This window comes from Shewanella sp. MR-4, assembly GCF_000014685.1.
Taxonomy (GTDB): Bacteria; Pseudomonadota; Gammaproteobacteria; order Enterobacterales; family Shewanellaceae; genus Shewanella.
The window spans coordinates 1598853-1623626 of the sequence record NC_008321.1 but is presented as its reverse complement, the minus strand read 5'-3'; the positions used below and the strand labels follow the sequence as shown (position 1 = coordinate 1623626).

At 48.8% G+C, this 24774-nt stretch carries 23 protein-coding genes; 8 read left to right on the top strand and 15 right to left on the bottom strand.

Annotated features, from left to right (window positions below):
* Positions 1 to 24 precede the first annotated feature (24 nt).
* The 4 genes from SHEWMR4_RS07355 to SHEWMR4_RS07340 all read left to right on the top strand — a co-directional run bounded on the left by SHEWMR4_RS07355 (position 25) and on the right by SHEWMR4_RS07340 (position 6951).
* Positions 25 to 3273 (top strand): efflux RND transporter permease subunit, encoded by a 3249-nt coding sequence (locus SHEWMR4_RS07355; RefSeq protein WP_011622176.1) that lies wholly within the window; start codon positions 25 to 27, stop codon positions 3271 to 3273.
* A gap of 41 nt (positions 3274 to 3314) precedes the next feature.
* The gene (locus SHEWMR4_RS07350) at positions 3315 to 3527 is read left to right on the top strand and encodes a DUF2892 domain-containing protein (protein ID WP_011622175.1); all 213 of its coding nucleotides are present in this window, start codon (positions 3315 to 3317) and stop codon (positions 3525 to 3527) included.
* 25 nt (positions 3528 to 3552) lie between these two features.
* On the top strand, positions 3553 to 3951 hold the full coding sequence (locus tag SHEWMR4_RS07345) for a rhodanese-like domain-containing protein (protein ID WP_011622174.1): 399 nt from the start codon (positions 3553 to 3555) through the stop codon (positions 3949 to 3951).
* A gap of 582 nt (positions 3952 to 4533) precedes the next feature.
* Positions 4534 to 6951, top strand: a complete 2418-nt coding sequence (locus SHEWMR4_RS07340) for a S8 family serine peptidase (protein WP_011622173.1) — start codon at positions 4534 to 4536, stop codon at positions 6949 to 6951.
* Positions 6952 to 6991: 40 nt separating this feature from the next.
* Here the strand turns inward: SHEWMR4_RS07340 and SHEWMR4_RS07335 are convergent, their stop codons facing one another.
* The 10 genes from SHEWMR4_RS07335 to SHEWMR4_RS07290 form a co-directional block, all read right to left on the bottom strand.
* A complete protein-coding gene (locus SHEWMR4_RS07335; RefSeq protein WP_011622172.1) occupies positions 6992 to 7537 on the bottom strand; it encodes a YaeQ family protein in 546 nt (181 codons plus the stop codon).
* An 85-nt stretch (positions 7538 to 7622) separates the two neighbouring features.
* Positions 7623 to 8534 (bottom strand): bifunctional precorrin-2 dehydrogenase/sirohydrochlorin ferrochelatase, encoded by a 912-nt coding sequence (locus SHEWMR4_RS07330; protein ID WP_011622171.1) that lies wholly within the window; start codon positions 8532 to 8534, stop codon positions 7623 to 7625.
* A gap of 35 nt (positions 8535 to 8569) precedes the next feature.
* Positions 8570 to 8929, bottom strand: coding sequence for a rhodanese-like domain-containing protein (locus SHEWMR4_RS07325; RefSeq protein WP_011622170.1), 360 nt, complete (start codon positions 8927 to 8929; stop codon positions 8570 to 8572).
* 287 nt (positions 8930 to 9216) lie between these two features.
* Positions 9217 to 9534 carry a DUF2007 domain-containing protein gene (locus SHEWMR4_RS07320; RefSeq protein ID WP_011622169.1) on the bottom strand — a complete coding sequence of 106 codons (318 nt, stop codon included), beginning with the start codon at positions 9532 to 9534 and terminating at the stop codon, positions 9217 to 9219.
* Positions 9535 to 9790: 256 nt separating this feature from the next.
* Positions 9791 to 10738, bottom strand: coding sequence for a protein translocase subunit SecF (gene secF / locus SHEWMR4_RS07315; RefSeq protein WP_011622168.1), 948 nt, complete (start codon positions 10736 to 10738; stop codon positions 9791 to 9793).
* Positions 10739 to 10750: 12 nt separating this feature from the next.
* Positions 10751 to 12601 (bottom strand): protein translocase subunit SecD, encoded by a 1851-nt coding sequence (secD, locus tag SHEWMR4_RS07310; protein WP_011622167.1) that lies wholly within the window; start codon positions 12599 to 12601, stop codon positions 10751 to 10753.
* A gap of 17 nt (positions 12602 to 12618) precedes the next feature.
* On the bottom strand, positions 12619 to 12951 hold the full coding sequence (gene yajC, locus SHEWMR4_RS07305) for a preprotein translocase subunit YajC (RefSeq protein WP_011622166.1): 333 nt from the start codon (positions 12949 to 12951) through the stop codon (positions 12619 to 12621).
* 26 nt (positions 12952 to 12977) lie between these two features.
* Entirely contained in the window at positions 12978 to 14102 is a 1125-nt protein-coding gene (tgt, locus tag SHEWMR4_RS07300) for a tRNA guanosine(34) transglycosylase Tgt (protein WP_011622165.1), read from the bottom strand.
* Between the two features lie 161 nt (positions 14103 to 14263).
* Positions 14264 to 15301: a tRNA preQ1(34) S-adenosylmethionine ribosyltransferase-isomerase QueA gene (queA, locus tag SHEWMR4_RS07295; RefSeq protein WP_011622164.1), complete on the bottom strand. Its 1038-nt coding sequence runs from the start codon at positions 15299 to 15301 to the stop codon at positions 14264 to 14266.
* Positions 15302 to 15365: 64 nt separating this feature from the next.
* Positions 15366 to 15569: a hypothetical protein gene (locus SHEWMR4_RS07290; RefSeq protein ID WP_011622163.1), complete on the bottom strand. Its 204-nt coding sequence runs from the start codon at positions 15567 to 15569 to the stop codon at positions 15366 to 15368.
* Positions 15570 to 15751: 182 nt separating this feature from the next.
* Here SHEWMR4_RS07290 and SHEWMR4_RS07285 point away from each other — a divergent pair, with 182 nt between their 5' ends.
* The 3 genes from SHEWMR4_RS07285 (at position 15752) to SHEWMR4_RS07275 (ending at position 17804) form a co-directional block, all read left to right on the top strand.
* Positions 15752 to 16378, top strand: coding sequence for an ACP phosphodiesterase (locus SHEWMR4_RS07285; RefSeq protein ID WP_011622162.1), 627 nt, complete (start codon positions 15752 to 15754; stop codon positions 16376 to 16378).
* Positions 16379 to 16482: 104 nt separating this feature from the next.
* Positions 16483 to 17037 (top strand): protein disulfide oxidoreductase, encoded by a 555-nt coding sequence (locus SHEWMR4_RS07280; protein ID WP_011622161.1) that lies wholly within the window; start codon positions 16483 to 16485, stop codon positions 17035 to 17037.
* Between the two features lie 95 nt (positions 17038 to 17132).
* The gene (locus SHEWMR4_RS07275; protein ID WP_011622160.1) at positions 17133 to 17804 is read left to right on the top strand and encodes an RluA family pseudouridine synthase; all 672 of its coding nucleotides are present in this window, start codon (positions 17133 to 17135) and stop codon (positions 17802 to 17804) included.
* Between the two features lie 135 nt (positions 17805 to 17939).
* Here the strand turns inward: SHEWMR4_RS07275 and SHEWMR4_RS07270 are convergent, their stop codons facing one another.
* Positions 17940 to 18374 (bottom strand): hypothetical protein, encoded by a 435-nt coding sequence (locus SHEWMR4_RS07270; RefSeq protein WP_011622159.1) that lies wholly within the window; start codon positions 18372 to 18374, stop codon positions 17940 to 17942.
* A 335-nt stretch (positions 18375 to 18709) separates the two neighbouring features.
* On the opposite strand from SHEWMR4_RS07270, the gene SHEWMR4_RS07265 reads away from it, so the two are divergent.
* Positions 18710 to 20089, top strand: a complete 1380-nt coding sequence (locus tag SHEWMR4_RS07265) for a Gfo/Idh/MocA family oxidoreductase (RefSeq protein WP_011622158.1) — start codon at positions 18710 to 18712, stop codon at positions 20087 to 20089.
* A gap of 52 nt (positions 20090 to 20141) precedes the next feature.
* On the opposite strand, the gene SHEWMR4_RS07260 is transcribed toward SHEWMR4_RS07265, so the two are convergent.
* The 4 genes from SHEWMR4_RS07260 to SHEWMR4_RS07245 form a co-directional block, all read right to left on the bottom strand.
* On the bottom strand, positions 20142 to 20666 hold the full coding sequence (locus SHEWMR4_RS07260; RefSeq protein ID WP_011622157.1) for a CIA30 family protein: 525 nt from the start codon (positions 20664 to 20666) through the stop codon (positions 20142 to 20144).
* A gap of 76 nt (positions 20667 to 20742) precedes the next feature.
* Complete coding sequence (gene sstT, locus SHEWMR4_RS07255) at positions 20743 to 21969, bottom strand: serine/threonine transporter SstT (protein ID WP_011622156.1); 1227 nt, start codon at positions 21967 to 21969, stop codon at positions 20743 to 20745.
* Between the two features lie 170 nt (positions 21970 to 22139).
* Positions 22140 to 23039 carry a chemotaxis protein CheV gene (locus SHEWMR4_RS07250; RefSeq protein ID WP_011622155.1) on the bottom strand — a complete coding sequence of 300 codons (900 nt, stop codon included), beginning with the start codon at positions 23037 to 23039 and terminating at the stop codon, positions 22140 to 22142.
* A 91-nt stretch (positions 23040 to 23130) separates the two neighbouring features.
* Positions 23131 to 24753, bottom strand: coding sequence for a phospholipase D family protein (locus tag SHEWMR4_RS07245; protein WP_011622154.1), 1623 nt, complete (start codon positions 24751 to 24753; stop codon positions 23131 to 23133).
* Positions 24754 to 24774 lie beyond the last annotated feature (21 nt).

Here is a 24774-nt window from a genome sequence, read left to right as displayed (position 1 = left end):
ATATCAACTTGATGAGGTTGTTGAATGAAACACGCTACTGAATCTTCGACGTCACTTGGCATTTCGGGTCGCATTGCGGCCGCATTTCAAAACAGTGCCATTACCCCACTGCTGGCACTTTTGGGCTTGTTACTCGGCTTGTTTGCCATCTTAGTGACCCCAAAGGAAGAAGAACCGCAGATTGACGTCACCTTTGCCGACGTCTTTATCCCTTTCCCCGGCGCGACCCCGACCGAAGTGGAAAACTTAGTCACCCTGCCCGCCGAACAAGTGATTTCAGAGCTCAAAGGGATAGACACGCTCTATTCTTTCTCCCAGCCCGATGGCGCGATGATCATTGTGATCTTTAAGGTCGGCGTAACCCGCAACGATGCCATTGTCAGCCTCTACAACCAGATTTATTCCAATATGGATAAACTGCCGCAGGGCGCGGGTGTTGGCGAGCCATTGATTAAACCACGCGGTATCGATGATGTGCCGATTGTTAGCCTAACACTCTGGTCCAAAGACAAACAGGTCTCGGCCGAACAGTTGACCCATGTGGCGTTAGGGCTAGAAACCGAAATCAAGCGGATCCCGGGTACGCGGGAGATTTACACCGTTGGCCAACATGAGATGGTGGCCAATGTTCGCATCGATCCCGCTAAGATGAACAGCTTCAATCTCACCTACGACAAGTTGAGACAGAGCCTGAATGACAATAATCACATCTCGATGCCAGCGTCTTTAGTGCAAGGTAATCAAGAAATTAAGGTTCAGGCTGGCCAGTTTTTGCAAACTATAGACGATGTTAAACAGCTGGTAGTGAGTATTTCGCAGGATAAGCAGGGTAAACCTATCCCCGTGTATTTGGCCGATATTGCCGATATCAGTTTAAAGAGTGATATTCCCACCCAAAGTGTTTGGCATAGCGACAAGACGGATATTTACCCCGCGGTGACCATCGCCATTGGTAAGCAGCCGGGGCAAAACGCCGTTGATATTGCCGATGCGACCCTCGCGCGCATTGCTAAAGTCAAGAATGTGTTGATCCCCAGCAATGTCGAAGTGACAGTCTCGCGCAACTATGGTGAGACGGCGGCGGATAAATCTAACACCCTTATTCTTAAGCTGATTTTTGCCACCAGTGCCGTTGTCGTATTGGTGTTTTTAACCATGGGCGCCCGCGAATCACTGGTGGTAGGTGTCGCCATTATTATCACCTTGGCGATCACCCTGTTCGCCTCTTGGGCGTGGGGATTTACCCTTAACCGAGTGTCACTCTTCGCGCTGATTTTCTCCATCGGGATCTTGGTCGACGATGCCATTGTGGTGGTGGAGAATATCCATCGGCACATGGCGCTCGGTAAAAAATCCTTTAGTGAACTCATCCCCGTTGCGGTCGATGAAGTGGGCGGCCCAACGATTCTCGCCACCTTTACCGTTATCGCGGCCCTGCTGCCCATGGCATTTGTGTCGGGATTAATGGGCCCTTATATGAGCCCGATCCCCATCAACGCCAGTATGGGCATGCTGATTTCCCTGGTGGTCGCCTTTATGGTAACCCCATGGCTGAGTCGTAAGCTGCTCAAACACCATAGTGGCTCGGTGACTGACGCCACGCACAGCAGCGATGCCGATGCTCAGATGAACGAGAGCAAAATGGTGCGCCTGTTTACCCGTTTAATCGGTCCCTTCCTGCTAGGTAAAGGTGCCCGTAAAGCACGGATTGGGCTCGCCGCTGGGGTCTTTGTGCTTATCGGTATCGCCGTGGCCTTGCCCGTAGGTCAGTTCGTGGTGTTAAAGATGCTGCCCTTCGATAATAAATCCGAGTTCCAAGTCATGGTGGATATGCCTGAAGGCACCCCAGTGGAACAAACCCAGCGGGTACTTCAGGATTTAAGTCGCTACCTTGTCACTGTGCCCGAGGTGGAGCATTTGCAGCTGTATGCCGGCACTAATGCACCGATGAACTTTAACGGCTTAGTGCGCCACTATTTTCTACGTCACAGCCAAGAGCTTGGCGATATTCAGGTCAATCTAGTCGATAAAAAGCATCGCAAGCGTGACAGTCACAGCATTGCGCTATCGGTCCGTGAAGAATTGCAGCATATCGGCGCTAAGTATCAGGCCAATGTGAAAGTCGTCGAAGTGCCACCTGGCCCGCCAGTCTGGTCACCAATTGTGGCCGAAGTCTATGGTCCAAGTCCTGCGATTCGCGAACAAGCGGCCTACGAGCTGCAGTCGCTGTTCCGTGAGACCAAAGATGTGGTCGATATTGATATTTTCTTGCCCGCAGCACAGCAAAAATGGCAAGTGATGATCGACCGCTCTAAGGCCAGCCTAATGGCGGTGCCCTATAGCAATATCGTTGATTTAATTGCAACTTCGGTTGGCGGCAAGGATGTAAGCTACTTGCATATCGCGCAGCAAAAACAACCTGTGCCTATCCGCTTGCAACTACAGGAAGGGGCAAAAATCGATTTAGAGCAAGTGCTGAATATGAAGCTACAGAGTCAAACGGGGCAATCTGTGCCCGTGTCTGAGCTGGTGACGATTAAGCGTGGAAAAATCGATGCTCCTATCATCCATAAGAATATGATCCCTATGGTGATGGTGGTCGCCGATATGGCCGGTCCGCTAGACAGTCCACTCTATGGCATGTTCGACATGGCGGGCAAAATCGACGGCGACGGTGGCTTAGGTTTCGATCAGCATTATATCCACCAACCAACAGGACTAGACTCAGTCGCCGTGCTCTGGGACGGTGAATGGAAGATCACCTATGAAACCTTCAGGGATATGGGGATAGCCTATGCAGTGGGGATGATTGCGATTTACTTATTGGTCGTCGCTCAATTTAGATCCTATCTGGTGCCACTCATCATTATGGCGCCGATCCCACTGACAGTGATAGGAGTGATGCCGGGGCATGCGCTGCTCGGCGCGCAATTTACCGCGACTTCAATGATTGGCATGATTGCCTTAGCAGGGATTATTGTCCGTAACTCAATATTATTAGTGGATTTTATCAATCAGGAAACCGCCTCAGGCGTTCCCTTTGAGCGCGCAGTGATTCACTCGGGCGCCGTGCGGGCTAAACCGATTATGCTGACCGCTTTGGCGGCCATGATTGGCGCCCTGTTTATCTTAGACGACCCAATCTTCAACGGGCTTGCGATCAGTCTGATTTTCGGGATTTTTATCTCGACCTTACTGACCTTAATCGTCATCCCAGTGCTTTACTACGCAGCGATGAAAAATCGCATAAACTTAACTCAAACAGCCGATTAACCCACAATAGGCAGCCATAGCGCTGCCTCTAGGAGCAACCTATGTCACTCGAACGCAGCATTATGGCCTTTGCCGGATTTATGGTGTTACTGTCTTTGGTGTTAACCGCTTTTGTGCACCATAACTTTATGTGGTTAACGGCCTTCGTTGGCGCTAACCTATTCCAAAGCGCTTTCACGGGTTTTTGCCCTGCGGCCATGGTATTACGCAAATTGGGCGTCAAATCCGAAGCCGAAATCGCGAAACAAGGTTAATGCACATTTGCAAAGGAGAAAGTCAGTGTTCAACAAGTTACTGTATCGCAGTAAAACCTTACTGGGGGTGGCCCTCTTGAGTCTGTCATCACTCGCCTTAGTCCCGAACGCGGCAAGTGCCGCCGATCAAGAGCCCCAAGTTGCGTGGCAGAAAATCGCGGCTGGCGCTATGGTGCTCGATGTGCGCACCCCTGAGGAATTTGCCGCTGGCCATTTAGCCAATGCGGTTAATATTCCCTTTGAGCAAGTCGCCGCCGAGTTTGCTAAGCGCGGTATCGCCAAAGATGCGCCCGTGGTGTTGTATTGTCGTAGCGGTCGACGCAGCAGTATCGCGACCGAAGCCTTAGTCGCGGCGGGTTACACTCAAACCTATAACGGTGGCGGTTATCAGACCTTAGCCGACGCTCAGCCTAAAACAGAGTAAGTCACTCTTTTACTGACGGACTAAAAAGCGCCAAATGGCGCTTTTTGTATATTGTTCTTTTTTCGAGCCTGCCATCAAGATTACTTAATCATTTACGCCGTTCATTTCATACAATTAAGCCAATAAATTGGCAAATGCCAAACTGCCGACACCAAAATTCAATAAAACCGCATAATCAATCACTTGAATAAAATTCAACATTCAAACCAAACAGATGCAATCATTTTTGAAATTAATCATTCCAAAAGATTATATGAAGTAATTTCAACAAAATAGAACGTTACATTTTTCAAAACCCTGCGTTCTATGGCTTAAAAATTCGCTTTTGCTTATTCACCTTTTCCACATAAAAAAACATAAATATTTAAAAACAATGGTTACAACTTGTTACATATGAGTATTTATTCATTTAAAACGCTTATCAACAGAGCTATTTTTACCAACCATCATACCATTAACATTTAATTTACAAACACTTACACCAAAGATAAATTCACTAACCGAGTAGCATCTGAGTCGTAGTTATTCTTTAAAAGCCAAAAATAATAATGATTAACACTAAATTGAACATGGAAGAAAAACATGACAATCAATCGAACCACTAAGATAGCCCTGAGTCTATCCAGCCTAGCTATTGCAATCTCGGCAGGTGTTCATGCCGCCCCCGACGCACCGGGTTTCGCCGCAGCGATGCAAGCACAGACCTCTCCTCTGCCTAAGCGCTATATCGTTAAATTTAAAAATGCCGATGCGCCAGCCCTGATGTCAGAAAGCAGCGATCAGCTCGCCACTACGATGAATTATCAGCCTCAGGTAGCTGAAATTAGCGCCCAACACAGTGTGTTGAACAAGGCAAAAGCCAAAGAAATGAAGCGTATCGGCCGCAGTAACAGCTACTCAGTTAAGCTGGATAACAATGGCATCAAGGCATTAAGAGCCCGCGCCGATGTGGAATATGTGGAAGAAGACATGCCACGCCGCCTCTTAAGCGAAACAACGCCTTGGGGACAAACCTTTGTGGGTGCGACTCAATTAAGCGACAGCCAAGCGGGCAACCGTACTATCTGTATTATCGACTCTGGTTATGATCGTGGTCACAGCGACTTAAGCGGTAACAATGTCACAGGTACCAACAATTCAGGTACGGGCAACTGGTACGATCCAGGCAATAACAACGCCCATGGAACCCACGTGGCTGGTACTATCGCGGCGATCGCTAACAACGACGGTGTTATTGGCGTAATGCCAAATCAAAATGCCAATATCCATGTCATTAAAGTCTTTAACGAGTCTGGCTGGGGCTACTCCTCATCACTCGTGTCAGCGGTCGACACCTGTGTGTCAAACGGTGCAAACGTTGTCACAATGAGCTTAGGTGGTTCAGGTTCTAGCACCACAGAGCGTAATGCTTTGGCAGCCCACTACAATAACGGCGTGCTGTTGATTGCTGCGGCCGGTAACGCCGGTAACAATACCCACAGCTACCCCGCCTCTTACGATGCGGTGATGTCTGTAGCGTCGGTTGATAATCACAAAGATCACTCAGCCTTCTCTCAGTACACCAACCAAGTGGAAATCTCAGGCCCTGGTGAAGCGATTCTCTCAACCGTTACCCGCGGTGAAGGCCGTTTAGCCGATATTACTATCGGCGGTCAATCTTATTTTAACTCTGGTGTTGTGCCACACAATCGCTTAACGCCATCGGGCACCAACTACGCGCCCAATCCATACAATGGCACGGCAACTGCAACCTTGGCCGAATGTACGGTCAGCGGCTCAACTTTCAACTGCGGCAACATGTCTAACAAGGTGTGTTTAGTTGAACGTGTCGGTAACCAAGGCTCTTCTTATCCAGAAATCAATGCGGTAAAAGCCTGTAAAAATGCGGGCGCCAGCGCCGTTATCGTTTACAGTAATAGCGCATTACCTGGATTACAAAACCCCTTCTTGGTCGATGCGAACAGCGAAATCAACCTAGTGTCTGTCTCTGTTGACCGTGCAACGGGTTTAGCACTGCGCAACCAATTAGGCGCAACCGTTACCGTCAGCAACCAAGGCAATAAAGACTACGAGTACTACAACGGTACATCGATGGCGACCCCACACGTTTCTGGTGTGGCGACCTTAGTCTGGAGCTACCACCCAGAATGTAGCGCGGCTCAGGTACGTAACGCGCTCAAACAAACCGCTGAAGACTTAGGCACAGCTGGCCGTGATGATTACTATGGCTATGGTCTGGTCAATGCCGTTGCCGCGAAAACCTTCTTAGATGCTTCCTGTAATGGTCCAACGGATCCGGTTGACCCGACACCAACTGACAGTGTGTTAGTAAACGGAGTGCCAAAAACGGGTCTAAGCGGCGCTGCCAGTGAAGAACTGCATTTCTCTTTTGAAGTGCCACAGGGCGCAACTAACTTAGGCTTTGTGATGAACGGTGGCACGGGTGATGCGGATCTGTACGTACAGTACGGCGCAGCGCCAACGACCTCAAACTACGATTGCCGTCCATACAAAGGTGGTAACAGTGAATCTTGCCCAATCAGCAACGTTCAATCTGGTACTTACTACGCGATGGTGAAAGGCTATTCAGCCTTTAGCGGTGTATCGTTAACTGCAAGCTACACAGCCCAAAGCGGTGGTGGTACTCCTACCACACCAGCAAGCTACACCAATGCTGATAACTACAATATTCCTGATAACAAAACCACTGGTATCACGAGCCCAATCACAGTGACCCGCACGGGTAACTCAGGCACTGTGACTGCCGTGGTGAATATTGTTCACCCTTACATTGGTGACTTAAAAGTGCAGCTCGTCAGCCCTACAGGCCAAACGGCAACACTGCATAACAACACTGGCGCAGGCGCAGACAATATCAACAAGAGCTACACAGTTGATATGACTGGCGTGGAGTCAAGCGGTGTGTGGAAACTCAAAGCGGTTGATAGCGGCCGTGGCGACGTAGGCTATATCGATAGCTGGGAACTCAAATTCCAATAATGTTCGTCTAAACAAAGAGCCTGCAATTGCAGGCTCTTTTTTATTGGTCATCTTTCAGCATCTCTGGCTCGATAAGCACGCTGTGCTCGTTATCCGATAACCAGACTTGCCCTTCACTGATGGACGCCTGCAGCGACATAGTGCGGCTCACTAAGGCCTCCATCGCCGTCACCGACTCTTCGGCAATATTCCACACTTTAAGGTTTTTATAACGCTCTAGTGCCGCTTGATTCTGCTTCCACCAAATAGGGACACTACGTCCGCCGTAAGTAAACAGCTGCACCGCTTTTGCGCGACCGCTCGCCTTACGCAGCCATTTCTCATCGGCTTGGCCAAACTCAATCCACAGGTCAACTTCACCGGAGAGACTCTTGTCCCAGAGTTCTGGCTCATCGTCGACGCACAATCCCTTAGTAAAACTTAAGGTCTCGGAAGCGTTCAGGATAAAGGCCAACAAACGCACCATCATGCGGCCATCGGTCTCGGAGGGATGCTGCGCTAATGTCAGCTGATGATCTTGATAATAACCTCGGTCCATATCGGCGATCTGAAGATTGACCTTAAACACGGTCGCTTTGAGAGCCATAGTACATCCTAAACTTAACGATAAAAAATAACGGCGAGTCTACCTAAGACTCGCCGTCAGCTCAAACAAACTGCGATAAAGAAGACTAAATCGCGCCGGGGCGTAAATGTTTGGCCACCAGAAAATGCGCCTTAAGTTGCTCAATCTTTTGGGTATCGGCGACCAACAACATGCGTGAGCCTTGCTCATATTCACGGCTGATATCACTCAGCGCAGGCAGCGCTGCGCGATTAGCATCGCGGCGCACCAGTTCAGCCAAGTCATCGGCTAAACCTACTTCGCTGTAAATCCAATCGAGGCGCTGTAACAAGGGCATGGCCGCCAGCGGCAATAACTCGACGGGCGTAGCATTATCCAACAATAGGATTTCCCCGCGGCTGACGATATGGTTAAAGGCATTCTGATAATGCTCGGGGGTACGCGCATCAAATCTATCGCCATTGGTGTCGAAAAAGCGCTCCCAAAATAGTCGGCGCGTCGCAGTTTTGGTGAGTCTTTGCTGTACTTCGAGACGCTTGTCGGCCACGAAGTCGAACAAGGGCTTAAGGGATTGCGGCAGGCTGGTCTCTAAGCGGGCCCGAATGGTACGCGCAAACACGGGTGCTGCGCCCGCAGTGCTGATCGCCACCACAAGACGCCCCCTATCGACAATCGATGGGGTAATAAAGCGGCAATAGGCGGGGTTATCCACGGCATTGACCCAAATCCCCCGCTCGGTAGCTAAGGTAGCTAATTCGGCGTTGAGCTTATCATTTGCGGTCGCTAGATAGATGAGATCATAGTTTTGAATATCGGCCTGCACCACGGGCCGCTCAGACAATAAAATCCTGCCCGCATCGGCATAGGCTTTTACCTCGGGATTTACCTCGGGGGCAATCACATGGATATTAGCTTCGGTACGCGTCAGTAAGGCCAGCTTACGACTGGCGACATCACCCGCTCCCACCAGCAGGACATTTAAATTAACAGTATCAATAAACAGCGGGAAGTATTGCATGTGACTCGCCTATAAAAAGTTAAACCCAGCCTAAATTAATCTTGCACCACGGGCAGCTGGCGTTGGATCCAGCCTTTATAACCCCCAATCAAGGAGGCCACCCTTTGGTAACCCATCAGTTGCAAACTGCTGGCCGCCAGTACAGAGCGTGCGCCGCCCGCGCAATAGAGCAGCAGAGGCGTATGTTTATCGGGGAAGCGCTGTTCAATATCGCGCTCAATAATGCCGCGGCTCATATGTTTCGCCTGCGGCAGATGATCCTGTAGCCACTCGTTATCTTCACGGACATCAATCAATACCCAAGTGTCATCGGCTTGGTAGGCCTCAATACTCACTTCAACGACATGGGGTCGAATCGATTCGACAAGGGCTGAAAAAGCACTGGATGGATTCATCAGAGACTCCTTAGATAAGGGATTGAATGACTTAACGAATATAAGTTGAAGTGTAATTCGCTACTGGGGGAGACGCAATCATTGCCATTAACGGCGTGTAACACTCGATAGGCTAATCAGCTTTAGCTCGGGTGAAGGAAAGAACAAACGTACTCAACAAGTACTTAGGCTTAATTTGGCACTGAGCGCTAATAACAAAGCGGACTAATTGCCAGCCACGTAAATTCGACGCGCTAAGCGGTGTCAGCGCGGTTTGAAATGCTGTCGATGAGTAGGATGAGTTGAGATTAGTTATGGCTTTCGCTGCGCTCAGCACTGCAGTGCCAACATAATTCAAAATTGCCTTCGTTCATCTCATGGCATTGCACACATTGCCACTGTGGACTCACGACATCCAAGGCGCTTAACTGGGCCTGCGCTTTTGCCAATTGCGACTCGCGCACCCAAAGCTCAATGTTATGCAGCCCAGCGGGCAACTCACCCACACCGCCTAATAAGGCCTCGCCACGTAACTCCACATGAATACCACAGGCTTCTAACAATCCCTTCCATGTGTGGGCCTGCAATAAATTTCCACCAGCAACTAACGTCTTACGTTCTTCCATGCGACATCCTACAACAATACTCTCTAGATATGGGCAGCCGACATCCTACTGTGAAATAACCGAGCCTGTCGAGCGCTGTTTTTTGCAGCAGTTGTTAATAAAATTAACATTTAGGTTTTACAGCATTAGTCACTATAAAGTTGTGAGTTTGCTAGCAGATTATCGGAAAGGTCAAAATCCACCGAAAAAAAAGCCACCTTCAAGGTGGCTTTTTTTTCAACAGTCGTGATACACGACCTCGAGTCTCAATGCCCGATTAAGGCATCATCGAAGGCTGGTCAGCACCTTCTTTCTCGACTTCAACTGGCATCATATGCTCACGGCAAATGCCCAGTTTGATCGCAAGGTAACTTGCTACGTAGATAGAAGAATAGGTACCGACGAAAATACCCAACAAGAGTGCTGTCGCAAAACCGTGGATCATAGTGCCGCCCTTCAGGAACAGCGCCACAACGGTCACCAGCGTCGTACCCGTAGTGATAATGGTACGGCTCATGGTTTGCGTGATAGAGACGTTGACCACTTCTTCTGGCTCGCTCTTACGCATCTTGAGGAAGTTTTCACGGATACGGTCAAACACAACGATGGTATCGTTGAGTGAGTAACCCACAACGGTTAACACGCCGGCTAATACGGTCAGGTCGAATTCCAGTTGGAACACAGAGAACACACCTAAGGTCACAATCACGTCGTGGGCAAGTGCTGCTACCGAACCGAAGGCTAAACGCCATTCGAAACGGAAAGACACGTAGATCATGATACAGATAAGCGCGACCAATACCGCTAAACCGCCCTGTTCGGCCAGTTCTTTACCCACTTGAGGACCAACGAATTCAACACGTTTCTGTTGAACGCCCGCATCCACTTGTTGAGCCGCAGCCATGACAGATTTGACCTGTACATCGCTGCTCACGCCTTCTTTCACCGATAGACGCACTAATACGTCACGGCTCGAACCGAAGTTTTGCACCACTGCACCGTCCAATTCAGGCGCAGACAGCTTAGTACGTAACACGTTCAAATCGACAGGTTGAGTGAACTCCATCTCAACCACAGTACCGCCGGTAAAGTCTAAACCCCAGTTAATGCCTTTGGTCGCCAAGGACACCAGCGAACCAAATACCAAAATGGCAGACATGATACTGATAGGCAGCGCATGACGGAGGAAGTTAACCGTACGTTTTAAAGACAAAATTTCTAACATTATCGCTTCCCCTTAGATAGACAGCGTCTTCACGCGCTTACCGCCCCAAATCGCGTTCACGATTGAGCGAGTACCCACGATAGCGGTAAACATCGATGTCGCAATACCGATCATCAGGGTCACCGCGAAGCCTTTGATCGCGCCAGTACCCACGGCGAACAAGATCAGCGCTGTCAAGAAGGTAGTGATGTTAGCGTCGGCGATGGTAGAGAATGCGTTACCGTAACCTTCGTGAATCGCCTGCTGTACGCTGCGACCTGCACGTAACTCTTCACGGATACGTTCGTAAATCAGTACGTTACCGTCAACCGCCATACCCACAGTTAACACCATACCGGCAATACCAGGCAGGGTTAATACGGCGCCAGGGATCATAGACATCACCCCAACCACCATCACTAAGTTGGCCGTTAAGGCTAAGTTAGCGATCAAGCCGAAACTACGGTAGTAAACCAGCATGAAGATAAGTACGACTGCCATACCCCAAATCATGGCTTGCACACCGCTTTCGATGTTTTCCGCACCTAGGCTTGGACCGATAGTACGTTCTTCCACAATAGATACTGGCGCAATCAGGGCACCGGCACGCAGCAGCAGTGCGAGGTTTTGTGCTTCACCGTGGCTTAAGCCGGTGATCACAAAGTTACGACCTAAACGCGCTTGAATGGTCGCCACAGAAATCACTTCTTGGATTTTCTGCATCTTGACGCTGCCATCGGCGTTACGCTCACCGCTGTCTTTATATTCGATGAATAAGGTCGCCATCGGTTTACCGATATTGTCCTTAGTCACGTTAGAGAAAATAGTACCGCCTTTGGCATCGAGGTTGATGCTCACCTGTGGACGGCTGTATTGGTCGAAGCTAGGTTGTGCGCCAGTGATATGATCACCCGTTAGCATCACTTCTTTCTTCAATACCACTTGACCGCCTTCACGGCGTTGATACACCTCAGAACCCGCTGATACACGACCAGATTGCGCCGCATTTGGGTCGGCCTTATCGTCCACCATGTGGAATTCAATCGATGCGGTTGCACCTAAGATTTCCTTGGCGCGGGCAGTGTCTTGTACACCTGGCAGCTCAACGATAATGCGCTCAGCACCTTGGCGTTGGACCACAGGCTCAGCTACCCCTAACTCGTTCACACGGTTACGGATAGTGGTAATGTTTTGCTGCAGCGCTTCTTCTTTAATCTGCTTGAGATAGATTTCGCTCATCACGGCTTGCAGGGCAAAATCTTCACCCTTGCTCACATCGCTGAACACCATATCGTTGCTGCGAGATTTTAAGAAACGTTCTGCACTGGCTAAACTTTCGGCATCACGGAATTTAATCTCGATACCTTGAGCATTGTTGCGAATGCCAGCGTAACGGATTTTTTCTTCACGCAATTGTGAACGGAAATCGGCAATTTTAGCCTCTTCCATCTTGCGGATGGCTTCGCCCATGTCCACTTCCATCAAGAAGTGCACACCACCACGAAGGTCCAGACCGAGTTTCATTGGGCTACCGCCCATGGACTCGAGCCACTGCGGCGTCGCAGGGGCAAGGTTAAGCGCCACGGTAAACTTATCACCTAATTCTTCGGCGATGGTTTCCTTGGCCAGCAACTGTTGATCCGCGTTTTGTACGCGAACCAACAATTGGCCTTTTTCAAGCTCAGAACGTTTTACCGCAATGCCCTTACTGGCTAACAGCTCGTTCACTCTGGCTTGGGTAGATGCCGTGACTTCAGCACCTCGAGTCGCCACTACTTGCACCGCATGATCTTCACCGAACAGGTTAGGTACGGCATAGAAACAACCTATGGCGATGACGAGCACCACCATAATGTTTTTCCACATTGGGTATTTATTTAACACGCCTGAGCCCTCTTGGCTTACAACGACTGGATAGAGCCCTTAGGCAATACAGCTGCAATGTAATCTTTTTTAATTGTAATTTGAGTAGTGTCGTTCAAGCTCAGTAACACGTAGTCATTTTCATCGCTGATCTTTGCAATCTTACCTAAGATACCGCCGCTGGTCAGGACTTCGTCGCCCTTGGTTAAAGATGACATCAGGTTCTTGTGCTCTTTAACACGCTTAGATTGCGGACGGAAAATCATGAAATAGAAAATCAGACCGAAAATCACCAGCATGAAAATCAATTCCATGGTGCCGCCACCCTGTGGAGCGCCTGCAGCATTTGCATATGCATTTGAAATGAACATAGTTTTCTCTTCTTATTAGCAAAAAATCAATCGACTAACTCTGGAACTTCACGACCTTGACTGGTATAGAAGTCCTTTACAAAGGCGTCTAATGTACCCGTCTCAATCGCCCCGCGCAAACCTTCCATTAACATTTGATAGTATCTCAAGTTGTGAATGGTGTTTAAACGCGCACCCAGAATCTCATTACAACGATCTAAATGGTAAAGGTATGCCCGTGAATAGTTTTTACAGGTATAACAATCACACTTAGGATCGAGCGGTGAAGTGTCATCACGATGACGCGCATTGCGGATCTTGATCACACCTTCACTGGTAAACAGATGACCGTTGCGGGCGTTACGGGTTGGCATCACACAGTCAAACATGTCGATACCACGACGCACACCTTCAACTAAATCCTCTGGCTTACCGACCCCCATCAGATAGCGAGGCTTGTCCGCAGGAATTTGTGGACAGACATGCTCAAGAATGCGGTGCATGTCTTCCTTAGGCTCACCTACGGCCAAACCACCGACGGCATAACCGTCGAAACCAATTTCGACTAAGCCTTTTAAGCTCTCGTCGCGTAAATCTTCATAAACACTGCCTTGGATGATCCCGAATAATGAATTGGGGTTTTCCAGACGGTCGAACTCGTCGCGTGAACGCTTAGCCCAACGCAGTGACATCTGCATTGACTTGCGCGCTTCATCTTCTGTCGCCGGATACGGAGTACATTCGTCAAAAATCATCACCACATCACTGCCCAATGCATGTTGAATTTGCATTGATTTTTCAGGATCTAAGAAGATTTTCTCGCCGTTGATTGGCGAACGGAAATGCACACCTTCTTCGGTAATTTTACGAATGTCACCCAAACTGAACACTTGGAAACCGCCCGAATCGGTCAGAATAGGACGCTGCCAGTTCATAAAATCGTGCAAGTCACCATGCTTACGCATGATTTCTTCGCCTGGACGTAACCACAGGTGGAAAGTGTTACCGAGCAGAATGTCCGCACCAGTAGCACGCACTTCTTCAGGCGTCATGCCTTTTACCGTGCCGTAAGTACCAACAGGCATAAAAGCTGGGGTTTCCACCGTGCCGCGTTCAAAAATCAAGCGACCACGGCGCGCACGGCCGTCGGTAGTGTCGAGTTCAAATTTCATAATTCACCTCGCCAGATAAACAGTCTGACTACATTTGTAATGGCACGCGCCATTTTGATTAACAATAGAGATAGGGGCAGATCCAAAAGGTTCAACCTTTGGCTGAAAAAAATTACCGCCCAAACTCAATGTGGGCGGCTATTTTAAAACAAAATCTTGGTCTAGTGAGCTTTTTTCGTCACAAACATGGCATCGCCATAGCTAAAGAAGCGATATTTTTGCGTGATTGCGTGTTGATACGCCGCCATAACATGATCAAAACCAGCAAAGGCACTGACCAACATGATGAGGGTCGATTCCGGCAGGTGGAAGTTAGTGATCATGGCATCGACGATTTGGAACTGATACCCAGGGTAGATAAAGATATCGGTATCGCCGCTAAAGGCTTTCAGTTCGCCTTCACTTGCACGGGCAGCACTCTCCAGTGAGCGCACGGACGTCGTGCCCACAGCAACCACACGCTTGCCCGCCGCTTTAGTTTGGGCAATTAAATCCACCACATCCTGCGGCACATTGGCCCACTCGGAATGCATTTTGTGCTCGAGCACGTTATCAACGCGCACAGGCTGGAAAGTTCCTGCACCGACGTGCAAGGTTACAAAGGCGATATTCACGCCCTTGGCCTTTAAGGCGTCGAGCATAGCATCGTCAAAGTGTAATCCCGCCGTTGGCGCGGCAACCGCGCCAGGGTTTTGGTTATAGACGGTTTGATAGCGCTCTTTATCGGCATCTTCATCGGGACGGTCGATATAAGGAGGCAGTGGCATATGCCCTACTGCTTCGAGCACTTCTAAAATCGTCAGGTCGGATAAGAGTTCGAGCTCAAATAAGGCGTCGTGGCGCGCAGCCATCTTCATCTCATAACCGCCATCGAGGTGGATAATGCTGTCCACCTTAGGGGATTTAGAGCTACGCACATGGGCGAGGATGCGCTTATCGTCGAGCATACGCTCAACTAAAATCTCGAGTTTGCCGCCACTGGCCTTTTGGCCAAATAAACGCGCAGGGATCACCCGAGTATTGTTAAATACCATTAAATCGCCGGGATTAATCATCCCTAGCAGATCGGTAAACTGTTTATCGGCGAGCGTGCCAGTATTGCCATCTAAGGTTAACAGACGTGACGCATTGCGTTGCGCCATGGGATAACGAGCGATGAGTTCGTCGGGAAGATCGAAGGAAAAGTCTGTTACGCGCATGCAAAGGCCTCTAGATAGCTTAGAACGGCGGCTAGTCTATGGTTAGAGGCCAATAAGATCAAGATTACTTGTTCGCGATATCCATATCCGCGTCTGACTCATTTAGCACATTTGAGGCTAACGCATCATCGACATCATACTTAGGCCGAGTCCGTGAAAAATGATCCATTCGAAAGCTATGTTGCTCATAGGGTATATCGACAAGCACTTTTTTACGCTTAGGGCGCTCGTCTTTACCGAGCATTTTGGTAAACCAGTTCCACATCATCCATGATCCTTAACAGGTTAATTGATTGGTGCATTTTCAGTCCTGCGTCAGCATTTACCCTCCAATTGAAACGCTAACGTAAGCACTCCCTTAGAAAAGCACACGATTTTTGACTATTTGCGCTTTCCTCAGCGCGCCCGCCCATGATACCGTGAACTAACGCGATTAACCAAGCACAAAAAATGAACATTCTTACACACTTACATCTGGCCGAGATCAGTAAAACCCACCTAGGTGCCAATCTGGCAGGCAATTTTATCACCGCGCCAATCGATTCTGCGCCGCAAGCACTTCGCCAAGGACTGTGGTTAAACCAAGAAATCAATCAGCTCTGCGCCACCCATGAACTGACCCAAGAGCTGATGGCCCTGTTCCCTGCCCAGTTAACAAGCATAGCAGCAGATTTGATGTTCGTAAGTTTCGATCATTATTTAGCCTACTACTGGGAGGAATATCATCACCTACCGCTACCCGAGTTTAGCCAAAAAGCCTATAGCGAACTGGCAGAATTTGCCGCGCAAAGCGATGAGTATCACCCACAATCCTGTCAGGACATCATCGCCGATATGCGCCGTCAAGATTGGTTAAACGCTTACGCCACACCTAAAGGCATTCAACAGGCATTAACGCAACGGGCTAAAGGTCATCCGCACAGTGCCTTATTTAACGGCGCGGATAAACTGTTAGCGAAAATGCAGATTGAGACAGAAACCGCCTTTCGTACCTTCTACCCTCAGTTGATGGCCTACACCCGTATTTGGAGTCGTAAAACCCCGAGTGACTATTTACCCAGTGGCTCAGCCGACTAAGCTCGAAGTCGAACGCCTGCATTCTGGTATCAAGCCTTGTTTAAGCCTAAGCGTTTACTCTAACGCCTTTGCGATAACGCCTATTCAGTGAGGTTCCCGTCACAGTGACGTCAGCAAACTCAAGCCCTAAGCCAGCTCAACCACTCAGTTGGCGCCAAAAACTGCAAAGCCCGCGCTTTTGGCTTAAACAGCTTAGGGATCTTTGCATCATGGCGCTGGTGCTCTACGGCGTCAGCCTCTATTTGCAACGGGATATGATCACCGGCCAAGCGCCAGTATTAAGCGGTATTGCCATTGATGGCAGCCAGCTTGCGCTTAATGTCGCGAAGAGTGAGCCAACATTGGTGTACTTCTGGGGCACTTGGTGCCCGGTGTGCCGCGTCACCTCCCCTATGGTTGAGAGTATCAACCAAGACCATAAGGTGATTTCAGTGGCCGTGGCTTCTGGCAGTGATAGCGAGATCCAGCGCTATATAGACGAGCATCAATATCACTTTCCGGTGCTAAACGATGACAATGGTGAGCGAAGTACTCAGTGGGGCGCGATGGCATTTCCGGCTATTTATATTATCGATACCCAAGGGGAAATCCGTTATGTCACCTCGGGAGTCACCTCGACTTGGGGCATGAAGTTCAGATTGTGGTTGGCTCAGTTCTAGTTCAGTTTTAACAGCCTCAGCTAATGCCAGCTCGAGAATATACTGCTTAGTGACTGATATTTTGCTAGTATGGCCGCGCAAATGATGAGGATACGATGCAGATATTTGATTACCACCCCCCTTCAGTCCCTTGGATAGATCTTCGCTATCAAGATAGGGATTTGATCATTATTAATAAACCTTCTGGATTGTTGTCTAACCCCGGCCGAGCCGCACATACCTTCGATTGTGCCCTCACCCGACTACAACGCTTGTATCCTGACACCATTCTCGTGCATCGACTCGATTGCGCCACTTCTGGCATTATGGTGTTTGCCCGCAACAAAAAGGCTGAGTCCCAGTTAAAGACCCAGTTCCAAGATAGGCAAAACGAGAAAGTGTATGTCGCCGAGGTCATGGGTGTGATTGCAAAGGATGCAGGGATAATCGATTTAGCCATTGCGCCCGATCCCGAGCACCCGCCCTATCAAAAGACTCAAATGCCGGGGACGGCTGGCGCAAAGAGTGCTCAGACCCATTACCGAGTGCTAGAAAGACGCGAAAACAGCACCTTAGTCGAATTAACGCCACAAACGGGCCGAACCCACCAACTGAGGGTGCATATGCTTGCCTTGGGGCATCCCATTCTTGGGGATGAATTTTATGGCGATGATGAAGTGATAAAAGCCAGACCGAGACTCTGCCTTCACGCCCAAAGTTTACGTTTTACCCATCCTTACTCGGGTAAAGCCATGCATTTTTACAGTAAGCATCCGTTCTCGGTTTAGCGCATAACCTTAAGCAATAACCCTAATTAATGGATAGGCCTTAAAAAGACACGAGGTCGCCTTAAGCGACCTCGTATTTAGCCAATCGGCTTAGTATTTGCCGATTTATTGGTTAGCGTATTTCACTGCGACTCATTAAGCCACGCGCTGATTGAAATCAATATCCGCCATCAACTTATCGACTTGGAAATAACTGCCCTGCTCATTGCAAAACTGCAGTTGCATAGCAGGCGTCACCATAAAATATTCACCGAAGAAGTTGCCGCCGACATCTTCCACTTTTTGGCCCAGCGGCGTATTGGACAGATTCACTTCATCCAAACTATGGCAGCCATCGCTAAACCAAGTTTCTAAATAATATTTGTCCGCTTCTTTATAGAGGGTAATTTTGTCACCAAGCAGTGGACGCTCATCTAACCAACGACCAATAATTTCTCGATTTTGCATATCTGACTCCCGCCAATGAAGGCGACGGCGTTTTTCAATCCCAGACATCCTGATATCCTTATGCAATACCCACTCACCAAAAGTGAACGTCAGTTGTGGTAGTACATTAAGCATAGAACCCATTTACCGCTTTACTCCCCCGAGTCGCAAATTACCCCAAATCCACCATAAAATGTAATTTTTTGGTTAAATTAAATTTGCTAAACGTTTAAAAACTAAAAGATAATTTCGCCTGATTAATTAATCGGCAGTGTAGCTTAATTAGAAAATAAAAACGCGATCTTTATCACTATTTACCTATCGCTAAAGTAAAGATAAATACCTTATTTCACATCTTGCGCATTCATTCCCACGAATGAGCTTGTTACATCTTTTATTATTCACTCAGCTTAGGATTCTGATATAACAAACGGGATATATATCGCCCTACAAATAATCAAAAATAATGCAGGAAGCTTATGCACAATATTCATCGCCGCCATTTTCTAAAAGCCGCGGGCGCCGTTACCGCAGGCCTGGTTACGGCCAATATTGCCCTCAATGCCAACGCCAGCAGCGTTGCCCCTAAACCCCGCGTAGGAAAATCCGTTATTGGACTTATCGCCCCGAAAATGGAGCTGGTTAGAGTCGGTTTTATCGGTGTGGGAGAGCGGGGTTTTAGCCATGTCGAACAATTCTGTCACTTAGAAGGCGTAGAACTTAAAGCCATTTGTGATACGCACCAAGCCGTTATCGATAGAGCCGTTGAACATATCGTTAACCAAAACCGGCCAAAACCAGCCGTCTACACGGGGAATGATCTCAGCTATCGCGAGCTGTTAAACCGCGATGATATCGATATTGTGATTATTTCGACCCCATGGGAATGGCACGCTCCCATGGCCATAGATACCATGGAAAGTGGTAAACACGCCTTTGTGGAAGTGCCACTGGCACTGACAGTGGAAGAATGCTGGCAACTTGTCGACACTGCCGAACGCACTCAGAAAAACTGCATGATGATGGAGAACGTCAATTACGGCCGCGAAGAATTGATGGTGCTCAATATGGTGCGCCAAGGTGTGTTTGGCGAGTTGCTCCACGGTGAGGCCGCTTATATCCATGAGCTGCGCTGGCAAATGAAGGAAATCGACCATAAAACCGGTTCGTGGCGCACCTACTGGCACACCAAACGCAACGGTAACTTATATCCGACCCACGGGTTAGGGCCGATTTCTCAATATATGAACATCAACCGCGGTGACCGTTTCGATTATCTCACCTCCATGAGTTCACCCGCGCTCGGGCGCACGCTGTATGCCAAACGTGAGTTTCCCGCCGATCATGAGCGTAATCAGCTCAAGTATATCAATGGCGATATGAGCACGAGTCTGATTAAAACCGTTAAGGGCCGAACCATTATGGTTCAGCACGATACCACCACCCCTCGGCCCTACAGCCGCCATAACCTTATCCAAGGTACCAATGGCGTTTTTGCCGGGTTCCCAAACCGGATTGCCGTTGAGCATGGCGGTTTTGGTAAGAGTTACCACGAGTGGGATATGGACATGCAAAAGTGGTATGACAAATACGATCACCCACTCTGGCAACGAATCGGTAAAGAAGCCGAAATCAACGGCGGTCACGGCGGGATGGATTTTGTAATGCTCTGGCGTATGGTTTATTGCCTACGTAACGGCGAGGCGCTCGATCAGGATGTGTACGATGGCGCCGCTTGGTCTGTGGTGAATATTTTAAGTGAGCAATCGCTGAATAACCGCAGCAACTCGGTCAATTTCCCCGACTTTACCCGCGGCGCGTGGAAGCATGCCACGCCCTTGGGGATTGTCGGCGCCTAAATCGCTCTAAAGTGAGCGGTTAACTCAAAGGGATAAACTTAGGTTTATCCCTTTAATAACAACCTATCGATCTAATCTTCAACGAAAAATCACCACTTTGCTGCGCGCCAATCACCAGCCCTATACTAGTCAAACGGCTTAAATCTATCGCAGCACGCTCAATCGGTTTACCACGGCACTGGGGATGAAACGCCGTAAAAGGGATTTCAATACGCTGCCAGTGAATAATACTGCCACCGTTAACGCCAAAGGATTGATGCTTAGCATCGGGCATAGGCGCTTGATAAACCGTGCTCTGCGGCGTCTCGGCATCCTTAAGATTCACTTTGTAATGCTTGCTTCTGTCGCGGTCGAGTTCGAGGTAAATCCCACTAAACTCCCCGACATTAAGCGGTGCAAACTCGCAGCGCACCGAGGCAAACCCACCACCATTGGCCAGCGACACATGGCCACTAAACATCCCATAACCTAACGGAGAGATGGTGAGCTTACTGCGTGACAGGCCGCCCATCACAGTATCATTGACGCCATACCAAGACTTAGCCGCACCTAAGTCCTTAAAATCGAAAAGGATCATAACTACTCCCATAAAAAAAGCAGCCACCGAGGTGACTGCTCTTATGATACTTTTTCTACACTAACAACAGCACACTTTATCCAAGTTTAGCTTTGTTTTCAGCGGCTTCACAAGCTGCGGCGGTAAAAATCACGTCCGTAGAACTATTCAGTGCGGTTTCGGCCGCATCTTGGATAACCCCGATAATAAAGCCAACGGCAACCACTTGCATGGCCACATCATTGGAAATACCAAACAGGCTACAGGCCAGCGGAATAAGCAGTAACGAACCACCAGCCACACCGGATGCACCACAGGCCGAAATCGCCGCCACTACACTGAGCAGTAATGCCGTTAATAAATCCACCTGAATGCCTAAGGTATGGGCTGCGGCTAAGGTCAGCACAGTAATGGTAATCGCCGCACCGCCCATGTTAATAGTTGCGCCTAGCGGGATTGAGACAGAATAGGTGTCTTCATGCAGCTTTAATTTTTCACACAGCGCCATGTTCACCGGAATGTTCGCCGCACTTGAACGGGTGAAAAATGCGGTTACGCCACTTTCGCGCAAACAACGGATCACTAAAGGATAGGGATTACGTTTGATTTTCACGTAAACAATCAGCGGGTTAACAATCAATGCGATAATTGCCATCGCGCCGAGTAACACGGCCAATAATTTGGCATAGCCGGCTATCGCCGCAAAACCAGTTTCGGCAAATGTCGCTGCTACCAAACCAAAAATACCGATTGGCGCTAAACGAATGATAAAACGCACCATTTGCGAAATACCATGGCTCACATCGGCAAACACTTGTTTGGTCGAATCGCTCGCATGGTGCAGTGCTAAACCTAAACCCACACCCCATGCCAAAATGCCGATGTAGTTACCCGTCATTAAGGCATTAACTGGGTTATCGACCAGTTTGAAGAGTAAGGTATTTAACACTTCACCAATACCCTGCGGTGGACTGGTGCCCTCCACGCCGGCAACCAACACTAGGTTGGTCGGGAACATCATGCTCAGCAGTACCGCGGTTAAGGCGGCAGCGAAGGTGCCAAATAAGTACAGCACCACGATCGGGCGCATATTGGTTTGGGTATTTTTCTTTTGATTGGCAATAGACGACGCAACTAAGATAAACACTAGAATAGGTGCAATGGCTTTTAACGCACCCACAAACAGACTACCTAAAAACGCGACTTGCTTAGCGGCTTCATGTGAAAAGCTGGCTAGACTCACACCAGCGATGATCCCCACGAGAATTTGCAGCACCAAACTGCCATTAGCCAACTTGGCTAAAAAAGATGATTCTTGTTTCATTACTTAACCTATCGTTATTATATTTCGGCTGAGTTTCCCCACCCCACACCTTCAAAATTGAGGCCAATAAGGTTTTATAGGATGCGGTGGAACTTGTCTAGCTTTGTAGGGAAATAAGCCAATTAAATTACTCAGCCCCTGTAAAACCCTTACAAAAATCCAACAAGGAACTAGTTTGCTCGCTTGGCCGCTAAATCGGCGCCCCGTAGCATGGCTTCCACCAACTCGTGGGCATCAAACTTAGTGAGCGCCTCATTTGCGCCCACTTGATGGGCTTGGCTGACGCTGATCTCACTCGACAGCGAGGTATGCAGAATAATATAGGCATTGGCGAGGAGTGGATTATCGCGGACTTCAAACGCCAGCTCATAACCATCTAGCCCTGGCATTTCAATATCGCTGACAAGAATATCAATCGGATGATGCTCGGCCGCAGCTTGCTCCATAATCGAGAGCGCATCTTTACCATCTGGGGTAACAAAATAAGGGATATTGATGCTATCGAGCGCATCGGAGAGTTGTTTGCGCGCGACCTTAGAATCATCCACCAGCAGAATACGCATGGGTTTTAACTTCTCGCGCTGCACGTCAGTTAAAATCGCACGATTGGCCTCAGGCGCATCGGGGAAGACTTTCGACAGCAACAACTCAACGTCGAGTAGCTGAACCAGTTGATTATCGTAGCGCGTCACCCCGGTTAAAAAGGCATTACGGCCTAAATTAGCGGATGGCGCTTCAATATCACGCCAATTGCACTCGATAATCTTATCGATTGCACGCACCAAAAAGCCGATAATCATCCGCTGGCAGTCGGTAATGATGATATAGCAATGTTGGCGTTCTTCATCACTGATGGGTTTATATCCAATCGCAGCCGCCATATCCACCACGGGGATGGTATGGCCGCGAATCGTCGCCGCCCCCATGATCGTCGGATGAGATTGAGGAATTTTACTCAGCGGAGTGTAAGGCACTAACTCACGGATTTTAAGCGTGCCCAGAGCAAAGACCTGTGTTTGAGATAACCGAAACAGTAATAGCCCCTGCGATTGACTTGCCTTGCTTTTCATAAACCTAAATTCTCATCATCTATTCTGTTTTCATCATAGCGGTTCGCAAAATGAGTTGCGACAGCTAAAACCGCTATTTAGTCACCTTAGCTTATAACTGTGACTCTATTGGCAGTAACCCTAGAAAATCGGCGACAAATACGCGCCAAAATCCGGCATCTGGTTCACTGTCATAACGCTGTTTAGAGGCGTCATCCCACCAGACGAGATCGCCCTCTTCCAAGGCAAGTCGATAAGTACTGGTCGCCAGTTTTTCCTCAATATTTTTTGTCACTTGCTCGCTTAATTGCGGCTGAGTGATCAGCAGTCCAAGTTCGGTATTGACCGCTGCAGAGCGGGGATCAAAATTAAACGACCCCACAAATATCTTTTTATTATCAAACACAAATGATTTGGCATGTAAACTACTCTTTGAACTCCCGCGCCAGCTATGGGAGCGTTCTCCCGCCTGCGCTTTCACTTCGTAGATTTCAACGCCCGCAGCCAGCAAGGCTTTACGATACTGCTTATAACCTGCATGTACCGCCAGCACATCGGTTGCCGCCAGACTATTAGTGAGCACACGCACCCGCTTGCCGGATTGAGCCAAGAGTGTGAGCAGATCGGTTCCCGATTGTGTCGGCACAAAATAAGGCGAGATGATAAACAGCTCAGACTCCACCTGCGTCAGGTAAGGTAATAACTGGCTGAGCAGCCAAGTGGATTTATCGCCTTGCTGCAACTTATCCGGCGGGTCAACCAGCACTAAGGCTTTGCCCCAAAACCAAGCCATGTTGTCGCTCTGCAAATTCGCCAATAGTTGGCTCTCGGCTAAGCGTTTAACATATTCACTCGACTTGGACTGCTCACGCTGTTCGCTAACCCGCTTAGCAAGCGCTTCCAGTTCCGCCTGTGTGGGATTTTGGTCACTCAAGACTTCTATCGGATGGGTCGAGTCGGCATTCCAGTATCGGTCAAACTCATTGGACACCTGAGGCACGACATCCCCCATGGCTAACAAGTCAAAATCGCCAAATTCAAGATTTTTGTCCGCCGCAAAATATTCATCACCAATATTACGTCCACCGACAATGGTCATCACATTGTCCACTGTGAACGACTTATTGTGCATCCTATGGTTTAAGCGACTAAAACCAAACAACATGGCAAGGCCGCGGTAATTACGCTCGGTACTCGGATTAAACAGTCTAATACTGATATTGGGGTGACGAGCCAGCGCGATTAAACGCTCGTCCATATCGGCACTCGTCATATCATCCAGCAATAAACGCACTCGCACCCCGCGCTCCGCTGCATCCAATAAAAACCAGGTCAGCAAGCGGCCAGTTTCATCATTGCGATAAATATAATATTGCAGATCGATACTACTGACGGCGGACTCTATCAGCAGCAAGCGAGCGACGAAGGCATCGACCCCATCACCGAGGGGAAACACACCCGTTTGATCGGGATGCTGTGCCATGGCGCTTTTTACCACCTGATACAAGGTGGAGTTTTCGGCTAAGGGATAGGCTGTTTCAATTGATTTTGCGGGTAATTCTGCCATTGAGCTACAACCGTTAATCAACAGGAGCAAAAGCCCCCAAAAGGGAAGTGAGAGACGAAATACCATTGTTTTGACAGGATAACCCCACCATTTTAGCCATACGTCCTTAGTTTTTATCTTGGCGAAAACGTCGCAATAATGATGCGAAGATATCCCGAATATCGTCACTAAATGGTATCCCTTTTTGAT

What these genes read in the sequence shown, in the direction of transcription:
- SHEWMR4_RS07275 (WP_011622160.1), top strand. Translation starts at nt 17,133, where the DNA reads ATGCAGATATTTGATTACCACCCCCCTTCAGTCCCTTGGATAGATCTT.
- SHEWMR4_RS07260 (WP_011622157.1), bottom strand. Translation starts at nt 20,666, where the DNA reads ATGATCCTTTTCGATTTTAAGGACTTAGGTGCGGCTAAGTCTTGGTAT.
- SHEWMR4_RS07335 (WP_011622172.1), bottom strand. Translation starts at nt 7,537, where the DNA reads ATGGCTCTCAAAGCGACCGTGTTTAAGGTCAATCTTCAGATCGCCGAT.
- secF (WP_011622168.1), bottom strand. Translation starts at nt 10,738, where the DNA reads ATGTTAGAAATTTTGTCTTTAAAACGTACGGTTAACTTCCTCCGTCAT.
- queA (WP_011622164.1), bottom strand. Translation starts at nt 15,301, where the DNA reads ATGCGCGTAACAGACTTTTCCTTCGATCTTCCCGACGAACTCATCGCT.
- sstT (WP_011622156.1), bottom strand. Translation starts at nt 21,969, where the DNA reads ATGAAACAAGAATCATCTTTTTTAGCCAAGTTGGCTAATGGCAGTTTG.
- SHEWMR4_RS07285 (WP_011622162.1), top strand. Translation starts at nt 15,752, where the DNA reads ATGAACATTCTTACACACTTACATCTGGCCGAGATCAGTAAAACCCAC.
- SHEWMR4_RS07340 (WP_011622173.1), top strand. Translation starts at nt 4,534, where the DNA reads ATGACAATCAATCGAACCACTAAGATAGCCCTGAGTCTATCCAGCCTA.
- yajC (WP_011622166.1), bottom strand. Translation starts at nt 12,951, where the DNA reads ATGTTCATTTCAAATGCATATGCAAATGCTGCAGGCGCTCCACAGGGT.
- SHEWMR4_RS07270 (WP_011622159.1), bottom strand. Translation starts at nt 18,374, where the DNA reads ATGGGTTCTATGCTTAATGTACTACCACAACTGACGTTCACTTTTGGT.
- SHEWMR4_RS07265 (WP_011622158.1), top strand. Translation starts at nt 18,710, where the DNA reads ATGCACAATATTCATCGCCGCCATTTTCTAAAAGCCGCGGGCGCCGTT.
- SHEWMR4_RS07325 (WP_011622170.1), bottom strand. Translation starts at nt 8,929, where the DNA reads ATGAATCCATCCAGTGCTTTTTCAGCCCTTGTCGAATCGATTCGACCC.
- tgt (WP_011622165.1), bottom strand. Translation starts at nt 14,102, where the DNA reads ATGAAATTTGAACTCGACACTACCGACGGCCGTGCGCGCCGTGGTCGC.
- SHEWMR4_RS07330 (WP_011622171.1), bottom strand. Translation starts at nt 8,534, where the DNA reads ATGCAATACTTCCCGCTGTTTATTGATACTGTTAATTTAAATGTCCTG.
- SHEWMR4_RS07320 (WP_011622169.1), bottom strand. Translation starts at nt 9,534, where the DNA reads ATGGAAGAACGTAAGACGTTAGTTGCTGGTGGAAATTTATTGCAGGCC.
- SHEWMR4_RS07250 (WP_011622155.1), bottom strand. Translation starts at nt 23,039, where the DNA reads ATGAAAAGCAAGGCAAGTCAATCGCAGGGGCTATTACTGTTTCGGTTA.
- SHEWMR4_RS07290 (WP_011622163.1), bottom strand. Translation starts at nt 15,569, where the DNA reads ATGATGTGGAACTGGTTTACCAAAATGCTCGGTAAAGACGAGCGCCCT.
- SHEWMR4_RS07350 (WP_011622175.1), top strand. Translation starts at nt 3,315, where the DNA reads ATGTCACTCGAACGCAGCATTATGGCCTTTGCCGGATTTATGGTGTTA.
- SHEWMR4_RS07355 (WP_011622176.1), top strand. Translation starts at nt 25, where the DNA reads ATGAAACACGCTACTGAATCTTCGACGTCACTTGGCATTTCGGGTCGC.